Here is a 25,589-nt window from a genome sequence, read left to right as displayed (position 1 = left end):
GATGCACACGCTACTGTGCATTCTCCTCGCATGCAGGGTTATGCTATGCTGTATTCAGGTTGGTGCTGGTAGCGTGTTAAAAGCTACAAGTTTGCTTGACCATATAATCAACGACCGCTGAAAAATCGTTGGTTCGTTGATAGATCTGTTCTTGCCGCCGGGCTCCGTTGCCCTCTTGTAATACTTTATAGACGGCTCGTGAAACGCGTTCCCAGTCACCCTCAGCCTCGAGTGCCGGACGCACAAATGTCAGCATCTGTTCAATACACTGGTGGGCAGAAACAATACGCCGTGTTGGCACATCGATTAACTGTGTATTCAGACCATAACGTGCCGCGCGCCAGTGCATCGCACGCAACTGATCAACCGGCACATCTGGAAATGGTATCTTACGCATGACCTGTTCATAGCATGTGCGCACCAGGGCGCGAATCAGGCCGGTCACCATAATCGTTTCATCAAGTGTCATGCAAACATCCATGACACGAAACTCAATGGTTGGAAAGCGCTCCGAGAGGCGTAGATCCCAATAGATCTTGGTTGCGTCATCGATACTGGAGGTCTCAATCAGTCCCTGAATGACATTGCGATAGTCATCGTAGGAGGTAAAAGAGGGCGGTGGTCCGGCCAGAGGCACAGTCCACCAGAGTCCAGTTCGATAATCTTGATAGCCAGTATCCGCGCCCAACCAGTAGGGCGAATTGGCTGTAAGCGCAATCAGCGGAGAGAGCCAGACTCGTGCATGGCTTAAAATCAAGGCTGCTATTTCAGGATCAGGCACGCCAATGTGCACATGACATCCAAAAATAACCTGTTCGCGGATCAGTTGCTGATAGGTATCGATCAGGGATGTATACCGTTCTTTCGGTGTCACCTCTTGTTCATACCAGGGTGAGAAAGGATGGGTTCCGCCTGCTGCGATAAGCATTCCTACCTGATGGGCAGCGTTAATAATACCACCACGCAAGCGTGCCAGTTCTTTATGCACCTCATTGAGCGACTGACAAACAGGAGTCGCGATCTCGATTTGAGACAGGATCATCTCATATTGGACAGCATCCCCCAGATTGTTCTGCGCCAAAGGCAGAACGAGATGGGATGCCTGACTTAAGGCACGTGTATGAGGATCAATAATTTGATACTCTTCTTCGACACCGATGGTAAAACCTAGCGTCGAATGATGTGCTTGCAGGGACATAGGCGATGCCTCCTTGCAACTTTTAAAAGTTGGGAACATACTACATTACAATACGAAACCCTGCTCCATTAGTATACAGTATCAAGCTGAAGCAATGGATTGTCCAACTGCTTTTTTTATCATAATTGAGCTATTCTATAGGAATTATCCAGCTCTTTCTGGATGATTTTTATGGCGGCGATTTTTCTGAGATGGTGCTTGCATTTTTACGTGCGCGCCGATTGACAATCCAGCAGGTAAGATAGATGTCATCGGGTATATCTGAAGCCGGTAGTAGTTGAGCCAGGCTCTGGGCGGTTTCGTCATCCTGTGCCAGTTGAGCGATGCTATCGGCGATACCGCGTCTGAGGGTGCGGTCGATGGCTGGCTCTGCGAGCAGAAGACAGAGCTCTGGCACGATAGCGGTGACGCGTAACTTGCAGAGCACCTTGAGGATGCACTGTCCTCGATAGCGGTCCAGCGTAACAACTTGCAGGTGACCGACCATCTTCCGGGCCATCGCGTGGGTATCAATGGTATGTTGTTCAGCTTGTATCAGTAGCGCGTTGACAATATGTGGGAGTGTATCATGCGCGATGTCTGGATGCAGCAGGAGATCAACCAGATCATTGATCACGGTGCTCACTCCCAGCATGCTGAGCGCGACTATCAGGCAGGTATAGAGATTTACATCACCGTGTTGCTGTTCTTGCGCGATGCTCCTCAGCGTAAGTATCTGTTCGCGTTGCTTGAGAAAACCGAGCGTTAGCGCAACACTCATGCGAACTTTGATATGGCAATCCTGATTGAGAAGCACTTCGATGAGCTCGCTGGCTACGCGAGGATCTCCGAGAGTCGCAAAGCTATTGGCAATACTGACACGTACGCCAGTTTCAACATATTTGCTATGCAGAAGAGCCAGCATGGTTGGTACAGGGATTTCGGCATAGCTAAACTCACCCAGCGCCAGGGCCGCGCAACGCCGAACGTAAATGTTCTCTTCACGATCCTTTAGAATCGTCTCTAAGAGGGGAATGCTGCTCCTGGCGTGTAGCTTGCCCAGCATCCTGATACTACTGCCGCGCACAGCCGAGTCGAGCAGTCTGTTCTGTACCATTGTGATGAGTGCTTGTATCGCCTGTGGGCCGCCCAGTTTTTCAAGGGCAAAGGCAATGCTTTGGAGTACCAGCGTATGCTCATCTGCCTGCTGGCTGACGTGAATTAAGGCTGAAAGCGCGCTACTTTCACCCAGTTGTCCAATTGTCATCCCAACGCCCTGGCGCACAAAAGGATCTTCTTTTGGATTGACGAGGAGCCTAACGAGTTGTTTGCCAGTGTGCGTTTCTTGTAAGATCCCTAATGCTCGCGCGAGCATGATACGTTTATAGCGAGCTATGTGCGACTGCCCCAGGAGCGCTACCAGCTCTGTCGCAAAGGATGGATTGCCAGCATATCCGATGGCTCGCACTACGCATTCATAGATATGGTCAGGAGTACTGGCGGGTGCAGTCAGAATCTGTAGCAAGTGATGATTGGCGTGCGCATGGTCCATTCCTGCGAGTATAGACGCAATGCGTTCACGATCCAGCGCGTATGGTGTAGATTGTAAGGTTTGCAACAACTGATCAATGATCTGTTCGGGTAATTTTTGCTGCTTCACACGTGGATTCTCTCCCAGGCAACGGCCAGCCAGGAGAAGATGGGTATGAAAGAGATCATCTGTGTTATAAAGCTGGCGATGTTGTCCCAGGAGAATGCTCAGGAGTTGACTGGCATCCGACGTGCTACTGGCATAGAGGAGAATAACTTCCTCCCACCAGGGATCAACAAAGTGTTGACGCAGGAGCTTTTGTTGTTGATTGCGAATGATGTACTGGGTGACAAAGTACTCCTGGAAGGTGAGATGTGAAAAACCATACCAGCCATGAGCCTGTTCGCGTAGTAGACCATTGTCAATTGCGATCTGATTAAGGAACTGCTGGCAGCTTTCAAGTGGCATATGACTGGTCTGGGAGTAGTTTTGCAGCACGGCAAGGAGTTCGTCCAGAGGAAAGTAGCGTTTCTTCTGGTTGTGGAAGTGCCAGGCGATCTCCTCATAGAGGCGAGAGAGCGCGATTTGTGTAAAGGTCTGGCTGCGTGCGATATCCCGACTGGTATCCCAGCCTGTTTGCAGGATGTCAATACAGGCTCTATAGAGTTGAGCTTTGTGTGTGGGCATGCGACGCTGCCTTTCACAGACAATGGCAATGAGTGAGAGAAGGAGGGGATTTGTCGCCAGTGTCTGGATACGGACGTTGCGTTCCAGATAGCCTGTGAGGGCCTTGATCTTCTCTTCTTTCTGGTTGGTTGGATAGGCTCGAAACCAGTTTTCGATAAAAGTACGGCTCTCCTCAATCTGAAAATCCATAATTTCGAGCTCATTGAAGCCGGTAATCTTAACCCGTTGCTGATAACCCGCTTTACGAACCGAGATCACCATCGGCATATCCGCATAGCGATTGACCAGTTGTTTAATATTTCCAACCAGGAAGTCATAGGTATTTCTGGCGGGAGTGCTGGAGCGAGTTTCGTCCAGACCATCGAGCAAGAGCAGTATTTGTCCCGCTTTCATCGCGAGCTGTAAGCGGGCGCTCAGAGCAGGAAGATCCCCAAAATGTTCAAATTGGGCCAGGATGAGTTCGAAGAGATTCTTGTGTCGCTCGCAATCAAAGGTTGTCAGCGCGATATAGACAGGTGTGCATGGAGCGCTCTCAAGTGTATGTTGCGCGGTCTTGAGGGCCAGATAATGAAGCAGCGTGGTCTTCCCACTTCCAGGATCACCGATGATGATACAGCGCTTGTAGTGTTGCAGTATATCCTTGTCCAGGATCGGCGTGTTATCAGTATACAAATGCGTATTGGAGGGGGCTAATAAGAGCTGTTCAGAATCTGGTATTTCATCATTTTCCTCATAGATCAGATTAATGGTATAGGGAAGGGCGCTATGGGAGCGCAGATGCAGTGGGACATAGACCTCCAGGAGATTGAGGGGATGTGGCATATCTATAATTTGTATCTGTGCGATATGCGAATTTGTCAGTACTGATTGCTCATAAGCTGTAATTGCGTGTTTGAATTTATTTTGATCTATCTTTTCGCTCTGGCTTTCCTGAGGCGGGGTGCGTTTCCTGGCCTGCGCTATAATGGCATGAAAGCCGACCCCAAACGCTGCCGCAATCCCTGTCCCCAGGAGTGGCACTATTGCTTGAATCCAGCTATCTAGATGATCCTGTATCAGGTGGAGAATGGGTTCTATAAGCGTCTTACTATCTAGCATAGATAAACATCCTTTCGTGGGGCTGCCCTAAATTTTTTTATCCTATAGATGGCGTTGTGTATTGCATGCTTTCTTAGAATGAAATTGTGAAATACTATGGTACAAGCTGGTATAATATCGTATACTACAGAGTATAGAATCAGAGGTATGCAGTCTTCTGCCGAATCTGTGCAGCTCATAAAAAAAGCACTTTATTGCCGTGGGGATAGCACGATCAATGGGATACCGATGGCTAAAAGTGATCTCATGGTGCTTCAAAAATGGCATGGGGTTGGCACATAAATGCACATTGAAAATGATGTAGATACCATTAGTCATAAACTGATTACATTTATTGGTCTATATGTTTAAAAATGCCATATAGGTAGTATAGAAATTTGTGTTATCTTATGTTAGAATTGGAGTAATCGTTGACGCATCCATGTATTTCACTGGATGCCGCTTAACCAGCAGAGGAGCCAGGCCTATGACGATTACTTCTGAAACTGAACCGCCACCTCTTGCTGAGCGCATTGCCAGCGTGCGCCAGCATATGCTCTCAGAAGCCACAACATGTATGATATCCTTGGAAATTGAAAAATGTACTGATAGTGATCAACAGCATACATGCGATGAAGCGAGCAAGTTCCTCAACATTTCGCATGGAGTAAGCAGTTCGTTTTCCCCCTATCAAGCATGGCTCTTCTCCCCATTTATCCGTGCACAGTTACGTAAGCTTGCAGCAGTGTATAAGATTGATCTGCGTCAAACAAATCAAGGCTTGTTTGGATGGGATGATGGCTGGACTGATGCTGAGAAATAAATGCTGTGCTTCAAAAACACATATATCGCGTGATCAGGTATGGGCCCTGAATGTTTATGGGGAAAGGCTTCTCTGTGAAGAACCAACTTGTTGTGATCCAACCAACACCATTCTGCAATATTAATTGTCGCTATTGCTACTTGCCGCAGCGTACCTTAAGTCGGCGCATGAGTAATGCGACACTGGCACAGATCTTTCAGGTCCTTTGCGCCTCGCCTTTTCTTAAAGACGAGCTGACCTGTATCTGGCATGCCGGAGAACCCCTTGTGCTATCCATTGATTTTTATCGACAAGCCTTTTTGTTGCAGCAGCAGTATAACGTCAATGGTTTGCACATCAGCAATGCTTTTCAGACCAACGCTACCCTGATCACGCAGCAATGGTGCGACTTTATTCGTGAACACGATATCCATGTTGGCGTCAGTATCGATGGGCCGCAATATCTGCATGATGCGCAGCGTGTTGACCGCAAAAACAGAGGCACCTTTGAACGTGTGCTCAAAGGCATCGCATTGTTGCGTGCCAATGATATCCCCTACTCGGCCATCGCGGTAGTAACAGGTGAAACGGTCCACTATCCAGACGAATTCTGGCACTTTTTTGCGGAATTACAACCCAGCAGGTTAGGACTGAATCCTGAGGAGGTGGAAGGTTGTAATCGGCATTCGTCTCTGCATACGCTTGCAGGTATCGAACAGTATAAACGCTTTCTGCAACGCCTGTTAAGCTTAAATGAGCAGAGTCAATCCCCTTTACCTATTCGTGAGTTCGATACCCTGTTAGCAAAGATACAGGCGGGCCAGGTAGCGAACAACGCTGGCACAAATACACCAATGTCGATCCTCAATTTTGATTATGAGGGCAACATATCGACATTCTCACCTGAATTGCTCTCCTTCACTCATCCTGTGTATGGCAGATTCACCTTTGGCAATGTCTTCACCACACAACTGGAAGATATTTTGCAGGATGGTAAATTTGTGCCGATGTATGCAGCAATTCAGCGCGGCATCGCGAGCTGTCGGGAGAGTTGTGACTACTTCGCTTTATGTGGTGGTGGCGCGCCTTCAAATAAGTTGCATGAAAACGGTAGTTTTGACTCTACAGAAACGCATGCCTGCCGTTTACGCATCAAGATCACGACAGATGTGTTATTAGAACATCTTGAGCAGCGCTACAAGGTCGCCACGGCCTGATTTGATCTGTTCTGGCAGGATCAGGATGTGGAATAGTACAGCGCTGTACTATTCCACATGATCAGATGTTAATCGTCGTAAGCACATTCATCTTGCAGCACGCGTTCGGGCGATTTGGCTTTACGCAGCCATTCTTTGAACAAACCGACGGGTAAGCGGTATTGTGCTCCATGATGGAGTTCTTCAATCAGATCTTCGCGTACCAGATTTTGGAGGGCGGCAACTATTTTTTGTTGTTCATAGTGGAAGCCCTGTACATCACACTCCGCGTAGATATCACTGAAGGTAAAGATGCGACCGTCTTCCCCTTTATCCTGCGCCAGCACGGAAAGGAGAAAGCGTTCAGTTGTTGAGGATGGCTGGTTCCAGATCCAGTTGATCGTACCGGATTGTTCTTCCAGCACGATCTCTAATACATTGTTGATATCATTGATCGTGACATAGGATTTGTGTTGCCTGTTGCAGTAGGAAATCAAGATTTCGCTGAGCACGTGGATAAAGTAGGGGAGGTTGCCCGATAATTTATGCATGCGCTCCAGGGCGAGCATGTCGTATTCCAGCATGCCTTTGACAGGTTCTGTGATCAAGGCCCGGGCTTCGCTCTGTTCCAGCCTCTTTAAGTTATGGTGAATGGCGATATTAAAGAAGACTGACCACAATGGTTCTGTGACATAGCGAATCCGTGGCGCGCCGACGAGTAGAAAGTTCAAGCCCTGACGATGTTGCATCAAACTGCGCAGGTAGTGCAGGACATTCTCGTTCAGCGGACCCTTGTTAATCTTTTCTTGCAGCATTTCGAATTCGTCCAAGAGGAAGACGATCTTCTCGTTTTGCAAAGAGTCAATGGTTTGTGCGAGGAAGAAGTTGAAGCTATCAATAGGATTGGCGAGAAAATCTGAGCGCTCCGCCATAGGAACAACCATCTGTCGTTGCGATTGCATCTCCTCACGTACCCGCTGGGCCATCCCGAACAGAAAGTGTCCCATGCTTTGCAAATCATGGCCCTGGAGATCGATCAGGACAGGCACCTGAGGACCATAGGTCAGCTCTTTTTTGAGCTGATAGACCAGGCTCGTCTTGCCCATCCTGCGTTGTCCCGAGAGGACCACGACCTTATTGGCTGTGACGCTGCTCAGCTTTTCGCGTAGCGTATCGATATCTTCACGCCGACCATAAAACATATGGCGATCACGAATTGGAGTACCGCTGGTGTAAGGATTCGCGATCTCGATGTAAGGATGTTGCCGATCTTTCAGGATGAAGACATCTGCAAACTCTTCCTTTTTTGCGTGCATTTCGGCATCATCATATGTAATTTGAAAGCGGAGACGGGGCGCGGGGCTATAGGGCTGAAGCTGAAACTCGACTGAGGCCGCTCCTCCGGTAGGAAGCTGCGTCAGGATTTGTTGTCTGGCTCCGACAATCTTATAATCCTGTTCCGCCTCAGCAAGGCAGACACGAATATTATCGGCGGCACTGACCCCTTTGTTACTCACGCATAATGAGACAACTACTTCCTTTTCGGGTTGTATCTCTTTATTGCGAATCTCAGCGACCAGACGAGCGCTGCCGCGTAATCTATTAATCTCAACCTTGACAATCTGATAGAATTGGTCCAATAAAAGGGAAAGGATCGCCATTTCTGGCAGGGTATAATAGCCCTGGGTATATGCCTGTTCCTGCCGCAATTCTTCCTGGCGTAGTTGGGCACGTATCAGCTCAATTTTATCAGTCGCGCTGATCAAACTGGTGACCAGATCCCGCACGGCCTCGCGTCTCTCAAAGCCGCGAATAATATTCGCCACCTCGCAGAACTCATCAAAGATATGCATACAGGTCTTGATGATGCTGTATGCCTTATCCTTTTCTTCATCATCCGCAGTATTAGTCCATTGATATTGAGCCAGCGTATTACTGGAATGTATTTGTAAGATGCGGCGAAATTCTGTATAGATCTGGAAGTAATCATCGCCATACTGAGGCGAAAAGGCCTGCAGATCCTGGATAGCGGCAAGAAAATCATCCAATGCGCTTGCCAGGGTGTGTTTCTGGAATCTGGTGAGCAGGGACATCAGGCTGCTAAACCAGTGTTGAATGGCTGGCAGATCGGTTGAGTGCGAAATCTGTTCGAGAATGGCTGGTTTGATACGGGCCGACAGGAGAAGCAGGCTGTCGTGAATAACGCGCTCTGGATGCACGGTAAAGTAGTGGGCCAGTGTGCGCCCAGTCTCTTGCTGAATCCATTCCTCCTCATCATTCATCGTGATTTGTAAGAGATGAAACGTGCGTTCGGGATATGCTTCCACCAGTGTATTGATTTGTCGGACCACGGTACGGCGTACCCAGAGGTCAACGTTATGCGTGAAGTATTCAAGGTAGTCAAAACAGAGGCCTTCATCGAGATCAATCAGGGCTGTCAGAAGGTTGACGATGGCGAGACGAATTTCAGGTTCTGGATCGGCGGAAAGCTGACGAATAAAGTTTCTGGCCTGACGCGCATTTTCCTCTTTGTAGGTAGGTACAAGCAAGAAAACGACAATAGCGCGCACCAGTTCTTTTTTGACCTCTAGAGACTCTTCGTAACGCAATGCATCATGGAACCGTTTTGTATCTTCTTCATAGCGTGTGTGCTGACCGGCCAGTTTGGCCAGAGAAAAGGCGCGGATAAATTCATCTGGATGGTGAGTGAATTTCATAATGGCTGTGTGACGGTCTGGCTGCAATTTCTGCCACTTTTCCCAGCATTGTTGGATAATCTCAAAGACATAACTCCGGTCAGGAGCCTGAAGGAGATCCAGTTGATTTTCTGTGGCTACCACAATCTCAACAATACCATCCTCATTGACGTCTGCGGCCTGGACTGCTTTGATGCGGGTACGGCTCTTGTACTTCCAGAGGAGATCGCCACTCGCTTTCAAGGCATAGAGATAGCTATCTGCGCTGCTGACCAGAACGGCAGTCTTGAGTTCTACATCATCACTATCCAGTTTCATTTTGGCGGTGGTTACATTCAGGACACCTCGTTTCATGCGATATTTCCATTTGAGGTAGCCCGTATTGCTCAGCACATAGACATAGCGATCTTCGGAACCCACGATGACTTCGGCCTTTCCATCACCGTCGATATCGTCTACACAGAGTGCCTGAATACGATCCTGGGCTTGAAAGCTCCAGAGGAGAGCTCCATCGTGGCCGTAGGCATAGACATGATCAGTGACTGAGCCACTGATAATATCGATGGCACCCGGTTGAATGATGCGTGATACATAAAGGATGCTACTATCCTGGGGTGTCGGAATAGTTTTCTTGATATGTTCCATGTTAGCATCCCAGATCGCAATGCTCTTATTTTCTTGTCCGATCAAAATTTCGGCTTCTTTATTCTGGTCGGTAGGGAAACTATTGATGTATAGGCTGCGTGGCTTCTGCGCTTCCTGTTCAAAGGCACGTTCTACAACGATTTCGCCCTGATGATTGAGGACGGAGACGTGGCGGTTTCCCACAAGTGCGACAACCGAATCGAGCTCGCCCGGGCGTAAGTTCGCGACACCGATAAATCTAATACGATCCGGCACATCTTTTTTCCAGATGTACTGATCGGCTCCTTGCCGCGCATCGATGGCATAGATATAACCGGTATCAGTGCCCACCACCAGATCATATTTCCCTGGTCGTTCGAGTTGTCCGATATCTATAGTGCGTATATGTCCATTGGTCGTAATCGGCTGTGACCAGTTGTATTGTACGCGTTGTTGTCGTACCCGCAAGAGGAGTGAGAGTGCCGCTTCATAGTGTCCCTCTTCCATCAATTCTATACCCTTGCTAAGCGCCATTTGCACATGGCTGATGGGAGGACGTTCGTCAATAAAGTCTTTCAAGATTGCCTTCTCTCTAGGGGTCAACATTTTTAAGATGCTATTATTGTCATCAACCTGTTCATCTTGCAATGCATGTTGATACTCTTCCGTTATTTTTGTATACACTTTGCTATTGAGTTCAAGTTGTATTGCATAGACACCGCTATCTTCCGTCCCCACAATAATTTCTTTCTGGCCATCGATATTAATATCTGATGACAAGAGGCTATAGATGCATGTCCCGAAACGGCGTTTCCAGAGGAGTTCACCTTTTGCATTGAGAATGTACAGCCAGCCATCTTCTGCGCCAAGCAGAATTTCCGGCTCCTGATCATCATTCATATCATCCACGTAAATGGCGTGGATGCGATCTTCAAACATCCCACTGGCGGATGTTAATTCCCAATCTTTGTGCGCGACCCACTGACCTTCGGAACCTTTTTCGATTGTCCAGACGAAGAGTTCGCTGCGATTTGAACTGGTGATAACCTTCATCGGTCCCCCCGTCCTTAGAGGAGCGGCGAAGAGAGCATAAATTTGATGCCCCACATTTAATTTATCCAACAATTGACCATGATCATCGAAGAGATAGAGATATTTATCTCCTGATCCTGCCAATATCTCATAGCGCTGATCACCATCAATATCACATACAAAAACGCTACGTACCCAACCATCGGTTTGATAGGGACGCCAGAGCGGTTGGCCTGTGGCTCGGCTGAGCACATGGACCATGCGATCTTGTCCACCAACGACGATATAATCTGGTGCATTGGGATGGACGTAGATCTGGCGGACCATACGCCCGGTTGTATATTGCCAGTTCGGAATACGCTCACCATCCTGATCGAGCGCGTAGACCAGGCCGTTACGCGTGCCGACAATCACGCAAGCCTGCTTCTGCATGCTTCTCTTATTAGGGGATGGTGGACCGGAAATGGGAATAGCACACAGCGCGCTGATATAGTTGCCTTCGGAGGAAGCATCCCATTTTTTCGCGCCGAGCGGAGTATGAACACGGACCGTCCCATCGCGTGAACTGAGCAAGACCTCAATATCGCCGTCGTTATCAATATCGGCGGCCTGTACATTGGTCACCCAGTCTTTCGTACGATGATTCCAGAGGATCGACGTAATTGCCGCGCCATCCCAGAGGGCATCTTTTAGCTGACGAATGCTCGAGGTGCTTGACTGTGGTGGTTTGATTAACATCGCATAACCCCTGTTTCTCGCTGGCCGGACCGTATCCGTGCTTAAAGTCATTTCCCCATACCGGATACCGGAAAGGCAACCTGCCAGCACCAATCTTCAGATGAGACGTACAGTTATAATTATTGTATCGTTCCCCATAAAAAATTCGCGCACTGGCAGGAAATGATCCTGACTTTTCAAGAAGTATATAGCGAGCGGTCTGCCATATAGTGCCGGATCTCTGTCAAAGTATCGGAATTTGGTTTTATCTATGTAGTAATCAGAAAGCATCTTTGTTCACACATAGTAACGTATCTCCTTTCAGGACAACGGGAAGTATCTTCTAGATGAGACGGCTGAGGATTGAATTTTTAAAACCAGTCATTGTGGCAAAATAGTATTTTTAGGAATAGAATGACAGAAAATGGCAGAGTAAGGCATATATACTGGTATATATCATTATATATGGACAATGAAGGAGTAGTATGCGAAAATATATACTGTAATAGAAGCAGGCAATGAAGGAAAGGATTTGAAAGCGATGAATCCTCCAGGTATAAATCCATATTATGACTATGATGCGGTGCGCGATCCTTCGATGTTTTTTGGGCGCCAGCAAGAATTAAAAATGCTCTATAATGCTATTGAGAAGCGACAGTGTGTGGCGCTGGTTGGTTCGCGCCATAGTGGCAAATCTTCATTGCTCAAATTTTTGGGTTGGCCTGAGATTCAGCAGCGTGTTGGTTTCGAGCTACGGGATCGCATCTTCATTTTGACCGACTGGCGCGAATATCTGCAAAAGACACGTGAGGATTTTTTTCGCTCGGTCTGCGAACAAATAGTTGCACAGAGTCGAGCTATGGTAGACTTGCAGATTCCCACCGATCAATTCAGTGGAGAAGACAAGTTAAAAAAGCTCCTGGAGGGTATTCGCGACGCCGGATTGCGACCCGTCTTACTGATGGACGGCTTTGATAAAGTAACGCGAAATCCCCACTTTGATCCCGATTTCTTCTCCTTCTTGCGCTCGCTGGCTGGCATCTATGATCTTATCTCCTATGTCACCGCCTCCATCAAGCCGCTCTATGACGTCTGCCATTCCGATGCCGTTGCCTCATCACCCTTCTTCAATATCTTTCAGACGTGTATTGTCAGCTCATTAACGCTCGAAGAGACGCGCCAGCTCATCCGTGTCCCATCCAGACAGGCAGGCTTTGAAATCATCCCCACCGAGGTCGATTGGATCATTTCGTTGGCTGGTCGGCATCCTTTCTATGTCCAGGTCAGTTGCCGCTTCCTGGTCAACGAAAAAATCCATCGGCCCGCCGACGTCCTGGATTATGAACTGATCAAAGAGCAGATCTATCGGGAGTTAGCACCACACTTCGTCAACTCCTGGAACGATCTCAACGAGGATCAGCAGCAGAGCCTGCGATTAGAACTCATCCAAAGCAATCCCGAACGCCGCAAAATGCCCGAATTAAGCGAGAGCAGCTTATTCCGCCAGCGTGTCCGTGAGTTCGTACAGATCACCGGACCAGAACTCCAGCTTAAGGAGCTCAAGGACGTCCTCGACAACATGAAGGACAACGACTTCCTTGAGAACTCCCGCCTCGCCGAAATGAACTATGTCACATTGCTCTGCGAGAAAAATCCCACCATCAGAAAAGGCGTACACGTACGCAGCTTCTTAAAAGCCGGCTTTGAACGCATGCAAGCTGGCGGGATACGTGTCGACTCCGCGCCCGAATGGCGGCTGTATAATATCCTGTGGTATCACTACTTCAAGCACCATCTGCACAACTCCCAGGCCGCTGGCCGTCTCGGCATCGGCAGCATGCGCCAGTTCTACCGCGAACAAGAGCACGCCCTGCAAGTCCTGCTCAAAGAACTCCTGGAACTAGAACAAAACTCCCTGGAGTGAGCCTGCTTACCGGAAACGAGAATCTCGAAGGCGATGTAGGTGCGTGCCGAGGCCGCAGCCGAGGTGCGCTTTCCCGTTCTCGTACTCTCCCGTAGGCTCCAATCCCATCAGGCCAGCGCGTAGGGACGAGATGGTCGTACGTGACGAGGAAAGCGCACCTCGGCTGTCACCTCGGCACGCACCTACATCGCTCCCCAACGCTCTGTCCCCTGCCCTGGCACTGTTGGTGGGGTACGAATACCTCTCCATTTGTATTCATCATTCCTCTTCTTGAAGTGGTATTGCGGAGAGGGATAGAGCCGTGAAGGATCATGCCCACCGCAACGTGTTGGGAGTGGTGAGGGGAGGTGATCGTACGCGTCGCAAAGCCCGACCGCAAGGGATCGGGCCTACTCCATTTCTGCGCATAAAAAGCTTATAGGAAAAAGATGCGTTTGATTTGAATTTATGATTTGCATAATAATTATCCTTTACAAATAATTTACTGCATATTATTATATAAACAGAATCTTTGATTTAATGGTTTCCAATAGACTAATGACATATATATTTATTTTTAGCAGGGAAGTGGCTTATGTTAACTAAAGTGGATATTCAACAGATCAAAAAGCAGCTTGAGGCATGTAATTTAAAGCATCTTTTTTTTGAGGAATTAGGTTGGAACCGCCTGAAAGAGACAGCTCTTTCAATCCCCTATAAAGGACAGGACTATATTTTTGAGCCTCTGGCAGAAAAAGGTGGTTTTAAAACCTACACATGTATGTGCACAAATGGTCCTATCCCGGAGGATAAGGTCCTCAAACAACTTGATCGTTTGCTGGAACCTTATGCCCATGAAAAAATTATTATCTTTCTGGATGGAATGAAAGCCAATCAGGCCTGGCTATGGATCAAGCGAGAGCCAGGAGAACCGGCGGCTGCGCGTATCAATAAACTCTATCAAGGTCAAAGCGCTGAACTTTTGGCCCATAAGCTCTCCAATATTGCCTTTGGCATCGATGAAGAGGAAAATGCTGATGTGATTGTAACCTATGGGCGTGTGAAGAGCGGTTTTGATGTTGATAAGGTTACAACGAAGTTTTATGAACGCTTCAAGAAAGAGCATACCTTTTTTCTGGAACACATTCATGGCATCAATGATGACATCAAGGACGATAAGGATCGGGAGTGGTACGCCTCACTGATGTTGAATCGCTTGATGTTTATTTATTTTATCCAGCACAAAGGTTTTTTGGACAATACAAGCGAGCGTGAGCTGAAGGGTGATCCACACTATTTGCGGAATCATTTAAAGTTAACGCAGGAACTCAATGGACAGGGATTTTTCTATACTTTCTATCGCTATTTCTTGCTGTGCCTTTTTCATGATGGCTTGAGCAAACGTGAACGTACGCCTGAGATAGATAAGATCATTGGTAATGTGCCCTATCTGAATGGTGGTCTCTTTGATGTACATATGCTAGAACAGAAGTATGAGAATATTCAGATTGACGATGAGGCATTTGAGCATCTCTTCGCCTTCTTCGATGTTTATGATTGGTATCTGGATGATCGTCCCACGAGTAAGGGCAATGAGATTAATCCCGATGTGCTGGGCTATATTTTTGAGAAGTATATCAATCAGAAGCAGATGGGGGCGTATTATACCAAAGAGGACATCACGGAGTATATTAGCAAGAATACCGTTATTCCGTTTCTGTTTGAGAAGGCTGCAAACCAGTGCTCAATTGCTTTTGAGGCCGATGGGCCGGTCTGGGCACTGTTGCGCAATAATCCAGATGAATATATCTATGAAGCTGTGGCGAAGGGCGTGAATGAACCTCTGCCTGCGGAGATTGAGGTAGGTGTGCAGGATGTTGCGCAACGAACCTTGTGGAATAAGCCAGCTCCTGAAGAGTATGCCTTACCAACTGAGATCTGGCGCGAGGTAATTGCGCGACGCCAGCGCTATGAAGAGGTGCGCACAAAGATGATCTCAGGCGAGATCACTTCCATCAATGATCTGATCACCTACAACCTGGATATCTGTAAGTTCGCACGACACGTCATCGCTTATAGCGAAGGGCCAGAGTTACTAAAAGCCTTCTATCAGGTTATTGAGAAAGTCACTGTTCTGGACCCCACCTGTGGCTCAGGAGCCTTCTTGTTCGCCGCCCTCAATATCCTCAAGCCGCTCTACGAAGCTTGCCTGAAACGCATGCAGGAACTGGTCGAAGAGCGCGATCAGCTCGATGCAAAGCTGCCCGTGAGTAAGCGTATGGTCAGTAACCGTATCAATTACTTCCGTAAGATCCTGGCACTTGTAGGAACGCATCATAGTCAGGAATATTTTATTCTCAAATCTATAATCATCAATAACCTCTATGGTGTGGACATTATGGAAGAAGCAGTTGAAATCTGCAAATTGCGCCTCTTCCTCAAACTGGTTTCTCACGTCACCAAACCCAACGAACTCGAACCCTTGCCCGATATTGACTTTAATATTCTTGCAGGTAACACTCTTATAGGCTTTACCAACTTGGAAGAGGTGCGCCAGGTCGTGCAACATAATTTGATTGCTAGAGCAACCCTAAGTGACACTTTAATTAATATCGAAAAACAAGCGAAAGAAATTGAGCGTAGTGAGGGAGTTTTTCGTCGCTTACAAACTGAATATAAGCTTACCTTCGAAGGTCAGACTCTGCGGGAACATAAACAGATATTGTACGAAAAACTTACTCATTTGAGAAAAGAAATTGATGGGTATATCGCTACCGAATACGATTTTAAATTTAACTATGTTGATAAAGGGCAAAGTCTCGAATACAAAGAGTGGATTAAAAAACATCGGCCATTTCATTGGTGGATAGAATTTTATAGAATTATGCAGGGCGGCGGTTTTGATGTGATAATTGGGAACCCACCTTATGTAGAATATAGTAAAATCAGGAAAGAATATACATTAAAAGGTTATGAGACAATTGATTGTGGAAACATCTATGCATTTGTGTGTGAGCGGGCATATATACTAAAGTCTAAGAGCGGTCGAATTGGATTCATTGTTCCATTAAGCATTGTATCTACAGAGAGAATGAATGTTTTACAGACTATAATGGACCATAAAAAAAATGATGCATGGTTGAGTAGTTTTGATGTTTATCCTTCAAAATTGTTTGAAGGAGCTAAACAAAGATTAACAATTTTGTTGACATCACCAAGTGGCAATGAGCATACATTATTATCCAGTAAATATCATAGATGGAAAAATGCAGAGCGTGATAATCTATTTAAGTATCTTTCCTATTCTAGCACCTTTTACGATCATAAATTATATACAATACCTAAATTAGGAAAGAAGTTAGACGAAACAATTTTGAATAAAATTAACAAACTTAAGCCTGCTTACTTTAAAAAGAATTTTGGAGCACCATTTTATGTTCATCGAATTCCGTATAACTACGTCAAGGCAGTTAATTTTGTTCCTTATTTCTGGAACGAAATTGATGGAGAAAAGAAATCTGAGGATTACAAACCCTATTATCTGTTTGAACAAGGCGACGCATTGATCATCGTTGCCATTTTAAATTCAAACCTCTTTTTTTGGTGGTGGTATACGTTGTTTGAGGGATACCACTGTGGCAAGCATGAGATTGAGTCGTTTCCCGTAAGTATAAACAAGATGGCAGAAGATGTCAGAGAAAGACTTGTGTCGTTGTCTTATGAACTAATGGATGATTTGCAAAGGAATGCCATTTCGAAGGAGTGTTACTACAAAACAACAGGGAAAGTCATATATGAAGAACTTTCTCCTCGTAAATCTAAGCATATCATTGATAAAATTGATCGTATATTAGCTGTTCACTATGATTTTACTGATGAAGAAATCGACTTCATTATTAACTATGATATAAAATATCGTATGAGTGTGGAAGATATAAACGATGAGGACAATAAATAGATGCCGAGGATTTTTGATAATATAGAGCAGAAGATGTTGGGGGCGTTGCAGGATACGCTGAAGGTGTCGGAGCGAGCAGATTTTTGTGTGGGCTATTTTAATTTGCGTGGCTGGCGGCATGTTGATCATTTGATGGAGGCGTGGCAGGGAGGTGATGAGTCCTGTTGCCGTTTGATGATTGGCATGCAGGATAAGCCAGAGAATGAGTTGCGCAAGTTTTTTAGTCTGCGCGATGATCAAGGCATCGATAATTCTGTGGCGGTGCGTATTAAAAAGCAGGTGGCTCAGGAGTTCCGTGATCAACTTCTGGTCGGCGCACCTACCAATGCGGATTATGAGGGTTTGCGTCGTCTGAGCGAGCAGTTGCGTTCCAGGAGGCTGGTTGTCAAGCTGTTCTTGCGCCATCATCTCCATGCCAAGCTCTATCTGCTTTATAATCCCAGCCATCCTTACGCGAAGTCGGTTGGCTATGTAGGCAGTAGTAATCTCACATTTTCAGGCTTATCCCATCAGGGCGAGCTGAATGTGGATGTGGTAGATAATGATGCCTGCCGCAAGTTGGAACAGTGGTTTGAGGGTCGCTGGGAGGATCGCTGGTGCCTGGATATTTCAACCGAACTGGCGGATATCATCGACGAGAGTTGGGCGCGTAAAGACGATATTCCTCCCTATCATATCTATCTGAAGATGGCTTATCACCTGTCCGAAGAGGCACGCGCTGGCCTGAGCGATTTTACCATCCCCCATATCTTCCGTGATCGGCTCTTCGATTACCAGACCGCCGCCGTCAAGATCGCTGCACGCCATCTCAATAAACGTGGCGGCGTGATTATTGGCGATGTTGTCGGTCTGGGTAAAACGCTGATGGCGACCGCCCTGGCCCGTATCATGCAGGATGACTATAACCTGGAGACGCTGGTCATCTGCCCCAAGAATCTGGTCAAGATGTGGGATAGCTACTTGCAGGAATATGGGATTGTCGGGCACATCTGTTCAATGAGTATGGCAATCAATGAATTACACGAACTACGACGCTATCGGCTAGTAATTATCGATGAGAGCCATAATCTGCGTAACCGCGAAGGAAAACGCTATAAGGTCATCAAAGACTATATTGAGAAAAACGAAAGCAAGTGTATTCTGCTCACAGCTACCCCTTACAACAAGACGTATATTGATATCTCGACACAGTTGCGCCTCTTTCTGAATGATGAGATGAGCAAAGATCTGGGTATTCGTCCAGAGGCTCTCTTGAGCGAGATGGGGGAGGCGAAGTTTAACGCAGCCTTTCAATGTCCTGTACGCTCATTGACAGCTTTCGAGAAGAGTCAGCATGCGGATGATTGGCGCGAACTGATGCGCCATTTTCTCGTACGGCGTACCCGTAGTTTCATTCAAGATAATTATGCTCGCCTGGACGCAAAAAGTGGTCGTAAATATCTTGAGTTCCCGGATAAAACACGTTCCTATTTCCCATTGCGTGTGCCTCGGACCGTCAAGTTTCATGTTAACAGTGAACAGCAACCCGACCATGATCCCTATGCGCTGCTTTATTCCGAGAAGGTTGTGTCCACGATCAGCGAGCTCAATCTACCGCGCTATGGGATGGCTAGTTATGTCAACAAGCGTGTCAAGGCTAAAGGAACCGATGATTTGATCCTGCAAGGTCTATCCAAGGGTGGCAAACGTCTGATGGGCTTTTGCCGCATCAATCTTTTTAAACGCCTGGAGAGTGGTGGTCCGGCTTTTCTGCAATCAATTGAACGCCATATTTTACGCAACTATATCGTAATCTATGCGATTGAGCATGATCTGGATATTCCTATCGGCACGCAGAATGTCGAATTGTTGGATCTTAACACCAATGATGAAGATGAAGAGACTGTGCTATCCACTACATCCGATGAGAACGATGCCAGCAATGAAGGACTGACATTTGTAAATGCACTGTTAGAGCCGGGCGAGTTGATTGATGCGGATGCGTTGGATGCACAAAATGAAGCGGTTTTTAAACAAAAAGCAGCGGCCATCTATAAACAATATGCGGGACAATATCATCGACGTTTCAAGTGGATCAAGCCTCACTACTTCAATGCTCATCTCAAAAAAGATTTGCAGCAGGATGCTCATAAGTTGCTATCGATATTGTCCCAATGTGGTGATTGGCAGACCGACCTGGATGGCAAATTCAATGCCCTGGTTGATCTTCTGACGCGACAACATCCTGATGAGAAAGTGCTGATCTTTACCCAGTTTGCCGACACTGTACGCTATCTCACCCAACAACTCAAAGCATATGGTATAACTTCCATCGAAGGCGTCACCGGCAGTGATGAAGATCCTACGTTATTGGCATGGCGATTTAGCCCGGTCAGCAACAATCGGCGCAAGCAAATCGCTCCAGAAAAAGAGTTGCGTATCCTGATCGCGACAGACGTCTTGAGTGAAGGACAAAATTTGCAGGACGCCGCGATTGTCGTCAACTATGACCTGCCATGGGCCATCATTCGGCTGATCCAGCGGGCAGGCCGCGTTGATCGTATTGGGCAGAGGGCGGATAGTATCTATTGCTATTCATTTTTACCTGCTGAAGGGGTTGAACGCCTGATTCGACTGCGGGAGCGTGTGCGGCAGCGCTTACAAGAGAACGCTGATGTGGTTGGTACCGACGAACACTTTTTTGAAGACGATGTGGCTGAGGATGATCTTTCCAATCAATCTATGCAAGATCTTTATAACGAGAAAGCCAGCATTCTTGACGGTGATGGCGACTCTGATATTGATTTAGCATCGCAAGCCTATCAAATCTGGAAGAACGCAATTGATGCTGATCCACGTCTCAAAGGCATTGTTGAAAAGTTACCCAATGTTGCTTTCTCCACACGAGAACATCGAGGAACCGCTATAGCTCCAGAGGGCGTGCTTGTCTATATGCGTACCTCCGAAGGCAACGACTCGCTGGCCTGGATCAATCGTAAAGGTGAAAGTGTCACGCAATCGCAACTCGCCATCTTACGTGCCGCCGCCTGTAATTCCCTCACACCCATCATAGCGCGTCCAGAAGAGCAGCATGAGCTGGTGATAGAAGGGGTGAAACATATCATCAAAGAGGAAACCAGCGGATCTATCGGACAATTGGGCAGCCGATCTGGAGCACGTATGCGAACGTATAACCAATTAAAGCGTTTTGTTGAAACAACCAGAGAGACACTCTTTCCGCCACAACCAGAGCTGTTAAAAGCCATCGACGAAATTTATCGCTATCCCCTCCAGGGATCGGCACGAGATACCCTGAACCGGCAACTACGCGCTGGCATCACTGACGACGAACTTGCAGGGCTAGTCATCAAATTACGCGACGCCAATCGCCTCTGCAACATTCTAGAAGAGGAAGAGCCACAGGAACCGCAAATCATCTGCTCACTTGGCTTATTTGCTCCTCTGGAATCCTGATAAAAATTTCTCAACTGACAATCTTATGGGTATTATTCTAAATTAGAACCAAATTTAGATGTTTATATTGGAATAGCTATAGTGCGGTAAAAATATTTAATTCGAATAAAGCAATTAAGTAGTGAAAGGGAAATACAAGTGATTCAGACAGAATATCGTAGTATTGAATCATTGATAGCAGCTATTAAAGATGAAAAATTAGTATTGCCAGAATTACAGCGTCAATATGTATGGAAAGGGCGTCAAGTACGAGATCTGTTTGATTCTCTGTACCGTGAGTATCCTAGTGGTCAGTTATTAATCTGGGATACAGACGAAATTTTGCTTTCTCGTCAAGCTGGTGTGAACGGTATCTACCTCAAGCAAAATCATGCTCAACTTTTGCTCGACGGCCAGCAGCGCTTGACTTCACTAGCAAATATTATGTTGGGACGACCTCTTAAAGTGCGAGATGCCCAAAATCCTATTGATATTGCCTTTAATGTCTACACCGGTAATTTTAAAATCGCTCCCTCTAACTATAAGCTACAGCAAAATTGGATTTCCATCAGCGATTTTTTCGTTAAAGGAGCAATGACCACTTATGCACATCTTGGCCTCGATTTGAAGAGCACCGAAGCACAAAACGTGTATGATCGTCTAAATAAATTAGATAATATCAAGAAGTACCAATATAATGTCAATGTTCTGCAACATATGAGTTATCAAGAGGTAACACACATCTTTGTGCGTACCAACTCTGGGGGTACCAAGCTAGGAAATGCTGATCTTGCACTAGCACAAGTATCTAGCTATTGGCAGGGAGCAACACAACTTTTTGAAGAATATCAACATACCTTTATTGGTAAACAATTTGGTTTTAAACTTGATAGCGGGCTGATTATCAGAGCGATCGTGGTACTTCTAAGTGGACAAAGCCGCTTTAATCAATTGATACGGGGCGGTCGAGAGCAGGTTACGATTGAAAAATTACAAGATGCCTGGGAAAAAGTCAAAAAAGCCCTGGATCGATCGATCGATTTTCTGGTTCATAATTGCTTGATTGATCGTTTAGAGATGCTCTCAACGCGGACCTTGATTATCCCTTTGATCGCTTTTTTTGATCGATATGAGAATCATGCTAGTGATAGTATGCTGCGAGATTTACAGCGTTGGGTCTACCTTGCACTTATTCGGGCTCGTTATAGCGGTTCATCCGAAACGGCACTGGATCAGGATCTAAATGCATTAGCAAAAGAGCAACCAGTGCAGGCGATGATTCAAAATATTGAAGACGTGGTTGGGAATCGCCCAATTACTGAACGTGAAATACAAGGCCAGCTTAAAAACTCGCCATTTCTACTCATGTCTTATGTATTAGCCCGGCGCGCTCATGCCCAGGATTGGTTTAATGGCATGGCTATTGGCAATAATGGGCAGGATTATCAACTTCACCACATCTTTCCTAAAAAGTTACTGACAAAAACATATAAATCCAATGATGGTAGTAAGGCTGCTTCTCAATTAGCCAACCTGATCTTTGTATCAACTACTCCTCCGAATGAATATTTGGTAGAAGCCCCTGATAGCTATTTACTAAAGATTGACAAACAGCGTTTGAAGGCCCAGGAAATTCCTTTGGATGAAGTTTTATGGAAGCTAAATCATTTTGATGATTTTATGAAACAAAGACGAACGCAACTTGCTAATGGTATTAACCAGTTGTTACTGATGCTTAGTGATGAAAATACTGTTTGGGCAGACACACCAGTAGAAATGCTTGAAGCTCAGATTGACCATTTGGAATACCAATTTCGTTTGCTTATAGCAACACGTCTGGAAGAGGAACATGGGGAAAAAGCCTGGGAATTACTTAAACCAGATGATGTTCGCAAAAGTGTTGAGAAGCTTATAACGCAACGTAAGGTTAACAAGCCTTTTGAAGCTGATAAGTTTGGAACTCTACTTGAAAAGCTCTCCTTTTGCCTGTTTAGTCAGTATCCAAAGATTATCAAGGAAAATTGGTCACTGTTTGAAGATGTATTTCAAAAGCAGTTGAATATGGAGCAGTATACCCAGTATGTGATTAATGTGCGCAATGCAATCAAGCATGGAAACGATATTAACCCTGCTGATCTGGCTTCTGCTAATGCTGGCCTGCTCTGGTTAAATGGGTGTTTGGACTATGCTAAGTTAAGGGAAGATGCTGAAGACGAAGACGAAGAAGAAATCGTTTCAGCCTGAATTGATGTGTTTGTTGTAAAATGAATCTTGTAATCTATCCACTCTATTTGCAACGTATTTTTGCTCATTGATTATAACATCATTGTAACTATTCAGGTGAGCTTATGCGAAATAGTTCAAAGACAAGGTTGCTGTTGACAAAAAAAGTCCTGCCCATAACTTTAATGTTCGTGGACAGGACTGTAGAAACTTTTCCGATGCTTACTCGACGGTGACGGATTTGGCTAGATTCCTGGGTTGGTCGACGTTGCAGTTGCGGGCGACGGCGACGTGATAGGCGAAGAGTTGCAGCGGGACTGATGCCAGCAGTGGGCTGAACATTTCGAGGGTGGCCGGGACGTACATGATGTCGTTGGCGTGCTGCTTGATTCTTTCGTCTCCGGCGGTGGCGACGACGATGACGTGGGCGTCGCGGGCACGCACTTCCTGGATGTTGCTCAGGACTTTCTCATAGACATGCGAGGCGGTGGCGATACCGACCAGTGGAGTTTCTGGATCGAGCAGGGCTATCGAGCCGTGTTTTAGTTCGCCGGCGGGAAAGCCTTCGGCATGGATGTAGGAGATTTCTTTGAGCTTGAGGGCTCCTTCAAGCGCGGTGGGATAGCCGACGCCTCGTCCGATGAACATGATGCTCTTGAGGTCCGCCATGCGTCTGGCGAGTGGCTCGATGGTGTCGTGTTCGCTATTGGCATGGTCCAGAATCTGCTGAATTTGTTCTGGTAGGATTTCGAGCGCCTCAAGAAACTCTTGCATCTGTTCGGGATTGATACGTCCGCGTTCCTGACCCAGGTAGAGGCCGAGCAGATAGAGGACGGCGACGGAACTGACAAAGGATTTGGTGGCGACAACCCCGATCTCTGGTCCCGCTTGCAGGTAGAGGACGGCGTCGGCGAGGCGCGTGATGGCGCTGGAGACGATGTTGGTGATGGCGATGACGGGCGCTCCATGCTCGCGGGCCTGACGGATACCGACCAGGGTGTCGGCGGTCTCTCCTGATTGTGTGATGGCGATACAGAGCGTTTCGGGTCCAACGATGGGATCGCTATAGCGGAACTCGGCGGCGGTGATGGCCTCGACCGGGATGCGCGCCCATTTCTCGATAGCATATTTGGCGAGCATGCCGACATGGTAGGAGGTGCCGCAGGCGACGACGATGATGCGTTGGATACCATTTAGCAGGCCCGCATGCTCGATGCGCTCCATCTCTGGGAGATGTAGTTGTCCATCGCGAATACGGCCGGTGAGGGCGCGGCGCAGGGCATCAGGCTGCTCGTTGATCTCTTTGATCACAAAATGAGGATAGCCTCCCTTTTCGGCAGCCTCGGCATCCCAATCAATGATCTGGGGTTCGCGCTCAATGGGCGTCCCATAGAGGGTCATCAGTTGTACGCCAGTGGGGCGCAGGACGGCGATCTCGCCTTCTTCGAGGATGAGGATGCGGCGCGTATGCGTGAGCAGGGCGGGAATGTCGGAGGCCAGGAATTGTTCGTTTTCACCCAGACCGACGATCAATGGACCGGCGCAGCGCGCTCCTACCAGGAGATCAGGATGTTCTCGACTGAGGACTCCAATGGAATAGGAACCGGTGACACGTTGCAGCGCAGTGCGCACCGCTAGCACCAGATCGTGCTCGGCTGATCCATAGTATGCGTGCTCGATCAGATGGGCCAGGACCTCGCTATCGGTCTCTGAATTGAAGCTGTGACCATCCTGTTGTAACTCATAGCGCAGTTCGGCGTAGTTTTCGATAATGCCGTTATGGACGACGATAATGCCGTTGGTGCAGTCGGGATGAGGATGGGCGTTGCTTTCATTGGGGCGTCCATGGGTGGCCCAGCGTGTATGACCAATACCAAGCGTGCTATTGCCGGGACGTGTTCCGTTCTCAACCGTGGCGACCAGATTGGTGATCTTACCAGCCTGTCGATGGAGTTCGATGGTGCCAGCGGGATTTAAAACGGCGATGCCTGCGGAGTCGTAACCGCGATACTCAAGTTTCGCGAGGGCGTCAAGCAATATGGAAGTAACATCGGTCTCTTGTGAGCCGACGTAGCCTATGATACCGCACATGTGGTCGGGTACCTTTCTGTATTGTAATAAAACAGTATCAGACATCCATCGACATTCAGCAATACAAGGAGCGTGGTACTCGGCGTTAAAAACGCACAGAGACACTCTTCGCATCTGAATGCAAGAACAGATGTGTTGTTCTACTACATCACTGAAAATGTTTTGTCCTGGTCGTTACCGGCAGGCGTTGTACATTCTCTTCTCAGGAACGTGATCATCCCTGGAGGCTCCCCGCTGACAATTCCGAACGGCCTCCCCCTCGTCAACCGTGACTCCCTCCTGTGAATCCGGCCCATGCGCTACTCTCTAAAACGGTATTTATGGAACTAAGTATAGCATGCAGACGGTTAAGATTGTATGTTTTCCTGGTTATGATTGTGTGTTTTGGGACAAATGGGCCAGCAGGGACTTCTGGCGTATGTATCGGCGCGGTAGCTTGTTGC

The 25,589-nt window shown here is 47.1% G+C and carries 10 protein-coding genes; 6 read left to right on the top strand and 4 right to left on the bottom strand.

The window, feature by feature from the left end; genetic code table 11:
• Positions 1–76: 76 nt before the first annotated feature.
• A complete protein-coding gene (locus tag F1593_RS00205; RefSeq protein ID WP_149399099.1) occupies positions 77–1,198 on the bottom strand; it encodes a carboxylate-amine ligase in 1,122 nt (373 codons plus the stop codon).
• A 169-nt stretch (positions 1,199–1,367) separates the two neighbouring features.
• Complete coding sequence (locus F1593_RS00200; RefSeq protein WP_149399097.1) at positions 1,368–4,493, bottom strand: NACHT domain-containing protein; 3,126 nt, start codon at positions 4,491–4,493, stop codon at positions 1,368–1,370.
• A gap of 466 nt (positions 4,494–4,959) precedes the next feature.
• Between F1593_RS00200 and F1593_RS00195 the strand changes: the two genes are divergently transcribed.
• Both F1593_RS00195 and grrM read left to right on the top strand, forming a co-directional pair.
• Complete coding sequence (locus tag F1593_RS00195; RefSeq protein WP_149399095.1) at positions 4,960–5,295, top strand: hypothetical protein; 336 nt, start codon at positions 4,960–4,962, stop codon at positions 5,293–5,295.
• Between the two features lie 74 nt (positions 5,296–5,369).
• Entirely contained in the window at positions 5,370–6,491 is a 1,122-nt protein-coding gene (gene grrM, locus F1593_RS00190) for a cyclophane-forming radical SAM/SPASM peptide maturase GrrM/OscB (protein WP_172631744.1), read from the top strand.
• Between the two features lie 68 nt (positions 6,492–6,559).
• Here the strand turns inward: grrM and F1593_RS00185 are convergent, their stop codons facing one another.
• Positions 6,560–11,560 (bottom strand): outer membrane protein assembly factor BamB family protein, encoded by a 5,001-nt coding sequence (locus F1593_RS00185; protein ID WP_172631743.1) that lies wholly within the window; start codon positions 11,558–11,560, stop codon positions 6,560–6,562.
• 520 nt (positions 11,561–12,080) lie between these two features.
• On the opposite strand from F1593_RS00185, the gene F1593_RS00180 reads away from it, so the two are divergent.
• The 4 genes from F1593_RS00180 to F1593_RS00165 all read left to right on the top strand — a co-directional run bounded on the left by F1593_RS00180 (position 12,081) and on the right by F1593_RS00165 (position 23,076).
• Positions 12,081–13,463, top strand: a complete 1,383-nt coding sequence (locus F1593_RS00180; RefSeq protein WP_149399088.1) for an nSTAND1 domain-containing NTPase — start codon at positions 12,081–12,083, stop codon at positions 13,461–13,463.
• Positions 13,464–14,037: 574 nt separating this feature from the next.
• Positions 14,038–17,400: an Eco57I restriction-modification methylase domain-containing protein gene (locus tag F1593_RS00175; RefSeq protein ID WP_149399086.1), complete on the top strand. Its 3,363-nt coding sequence runs from the start codon at positions 14,038–14,040 to the stop codon at positions 17,398–17,400.
• Entirely contained in the window at positions 17,401–20,853 is a 3,453-nt protein-coding gene (locus tag F1593_RS00170) for a helicase-related protein (protein WP_149399084.1), read from the top strand. It abuts the gene before it with no gap.
• Between the two features lie 138 nt (positions 20,854–20,991).
• Positions 20,992–23,076, top strand: coding sequence for a GmrSD restriction endonuclease domain-containing protein (locus F1593_RS00165; RefSeq protein ID WP_172631742.1), 2,085 nt, complete (start codon positions 20,992–20,994; stop codon positions 23,074–23,076).
• A 201-nt stretch (positions 23,077–23,277) separates the two neighbouring features.
• Here F1593_RS00165 and glmS read toward each other — a convergent pair whose 3' ends face one another.
• Positions 23,278–25,146, bottom strand: a complete 1,869-nt coding sequence (gene glmS, locus F1593_RS00160; protein ID WP_149399080.1) for a glutamine--fructose-6-phosphate transaminase (isomerizing) — start codon at positions 25,144–25,146, stop codon at positions 23,278–23,280.
• Between the last annotated feature and the right edge of the window lie 443 nt (positions 25,147–25,589).

The sequence above is a fragment of the Dictyobacter arantiisoli genome (genome assembly GCF_008326305.1).
GTDB lineage: Bacteria > Chloroflexota > Ktedonobacteria > Ktedonobacterales > Ktedonobacteraceae > Dictyobacter > Dictyobacter arantiisoli.
This window is presented reverse-complemented; position numbering and strand designations above follow the sequence as displayed.

What these genes read in the sequence shown, in the direction of transcription:
- F1593_RS00185 (WP_172631743.1), bottom strand. Translation starts at nt 11,560, where the DNA reads ATGTTAATCAAACCACCACAGTCAAGCACCTCGAGCATTCGTCAGCTA.
- F1593_RS00170 (WP_149399084.1), top strand. Translation starts at nt 17,401, where the DNA reads ATGCCGAGGATTTTTGATAATATAGAGCAGAAGATGTTGGGGGCGTTG.
- F1593_RS00180 (WP_149399088.1), top strand. Translation starts at nt 12,081, where the DNA reads ATGAATCCTCCAGGTATAAATCCATATTATGACTATGATGCGGTGCGC.
- F1593_RS00200 (WP_149399097.1), bottom strand. Translation starts at nt 4,493, where the DNA reads ATGCTAGATAGTAAGACGCTTATAGAACCCATTCTCCACCTGATACAG.
- F1593_RS00205 (WP_149399099.1), bottom strand. Translation starts at nt 1,198, where the DNA reads ATGTCCCTGCAAGCACATCATTCGACGCTAGGTTTTACCATCGGTGTC.
- F1593_RS00195 (WP_149399095.1), top strand. Translation starts at nt 4,960, where the DNA reads ATGACGATTACTTCTGAAACTGAACCGCCACCTCTTGCTGAGCGCATT.
- F1593_RS00175 (WP_149399086.1), top strand. Translation starts at nt 14,038, where the DNA reads ATGTTAACTAAAGTGGATATTCAACAGATCAAAAAGCAGCTTGAGGCA.
- glmS (WP_149399080.1), bottom strand. Translation starts at nt 25,146, where the DNA reads ATGTGCGGTATCATAGGCTACGTCGGCTCACAAGAGACCGATGTTACT.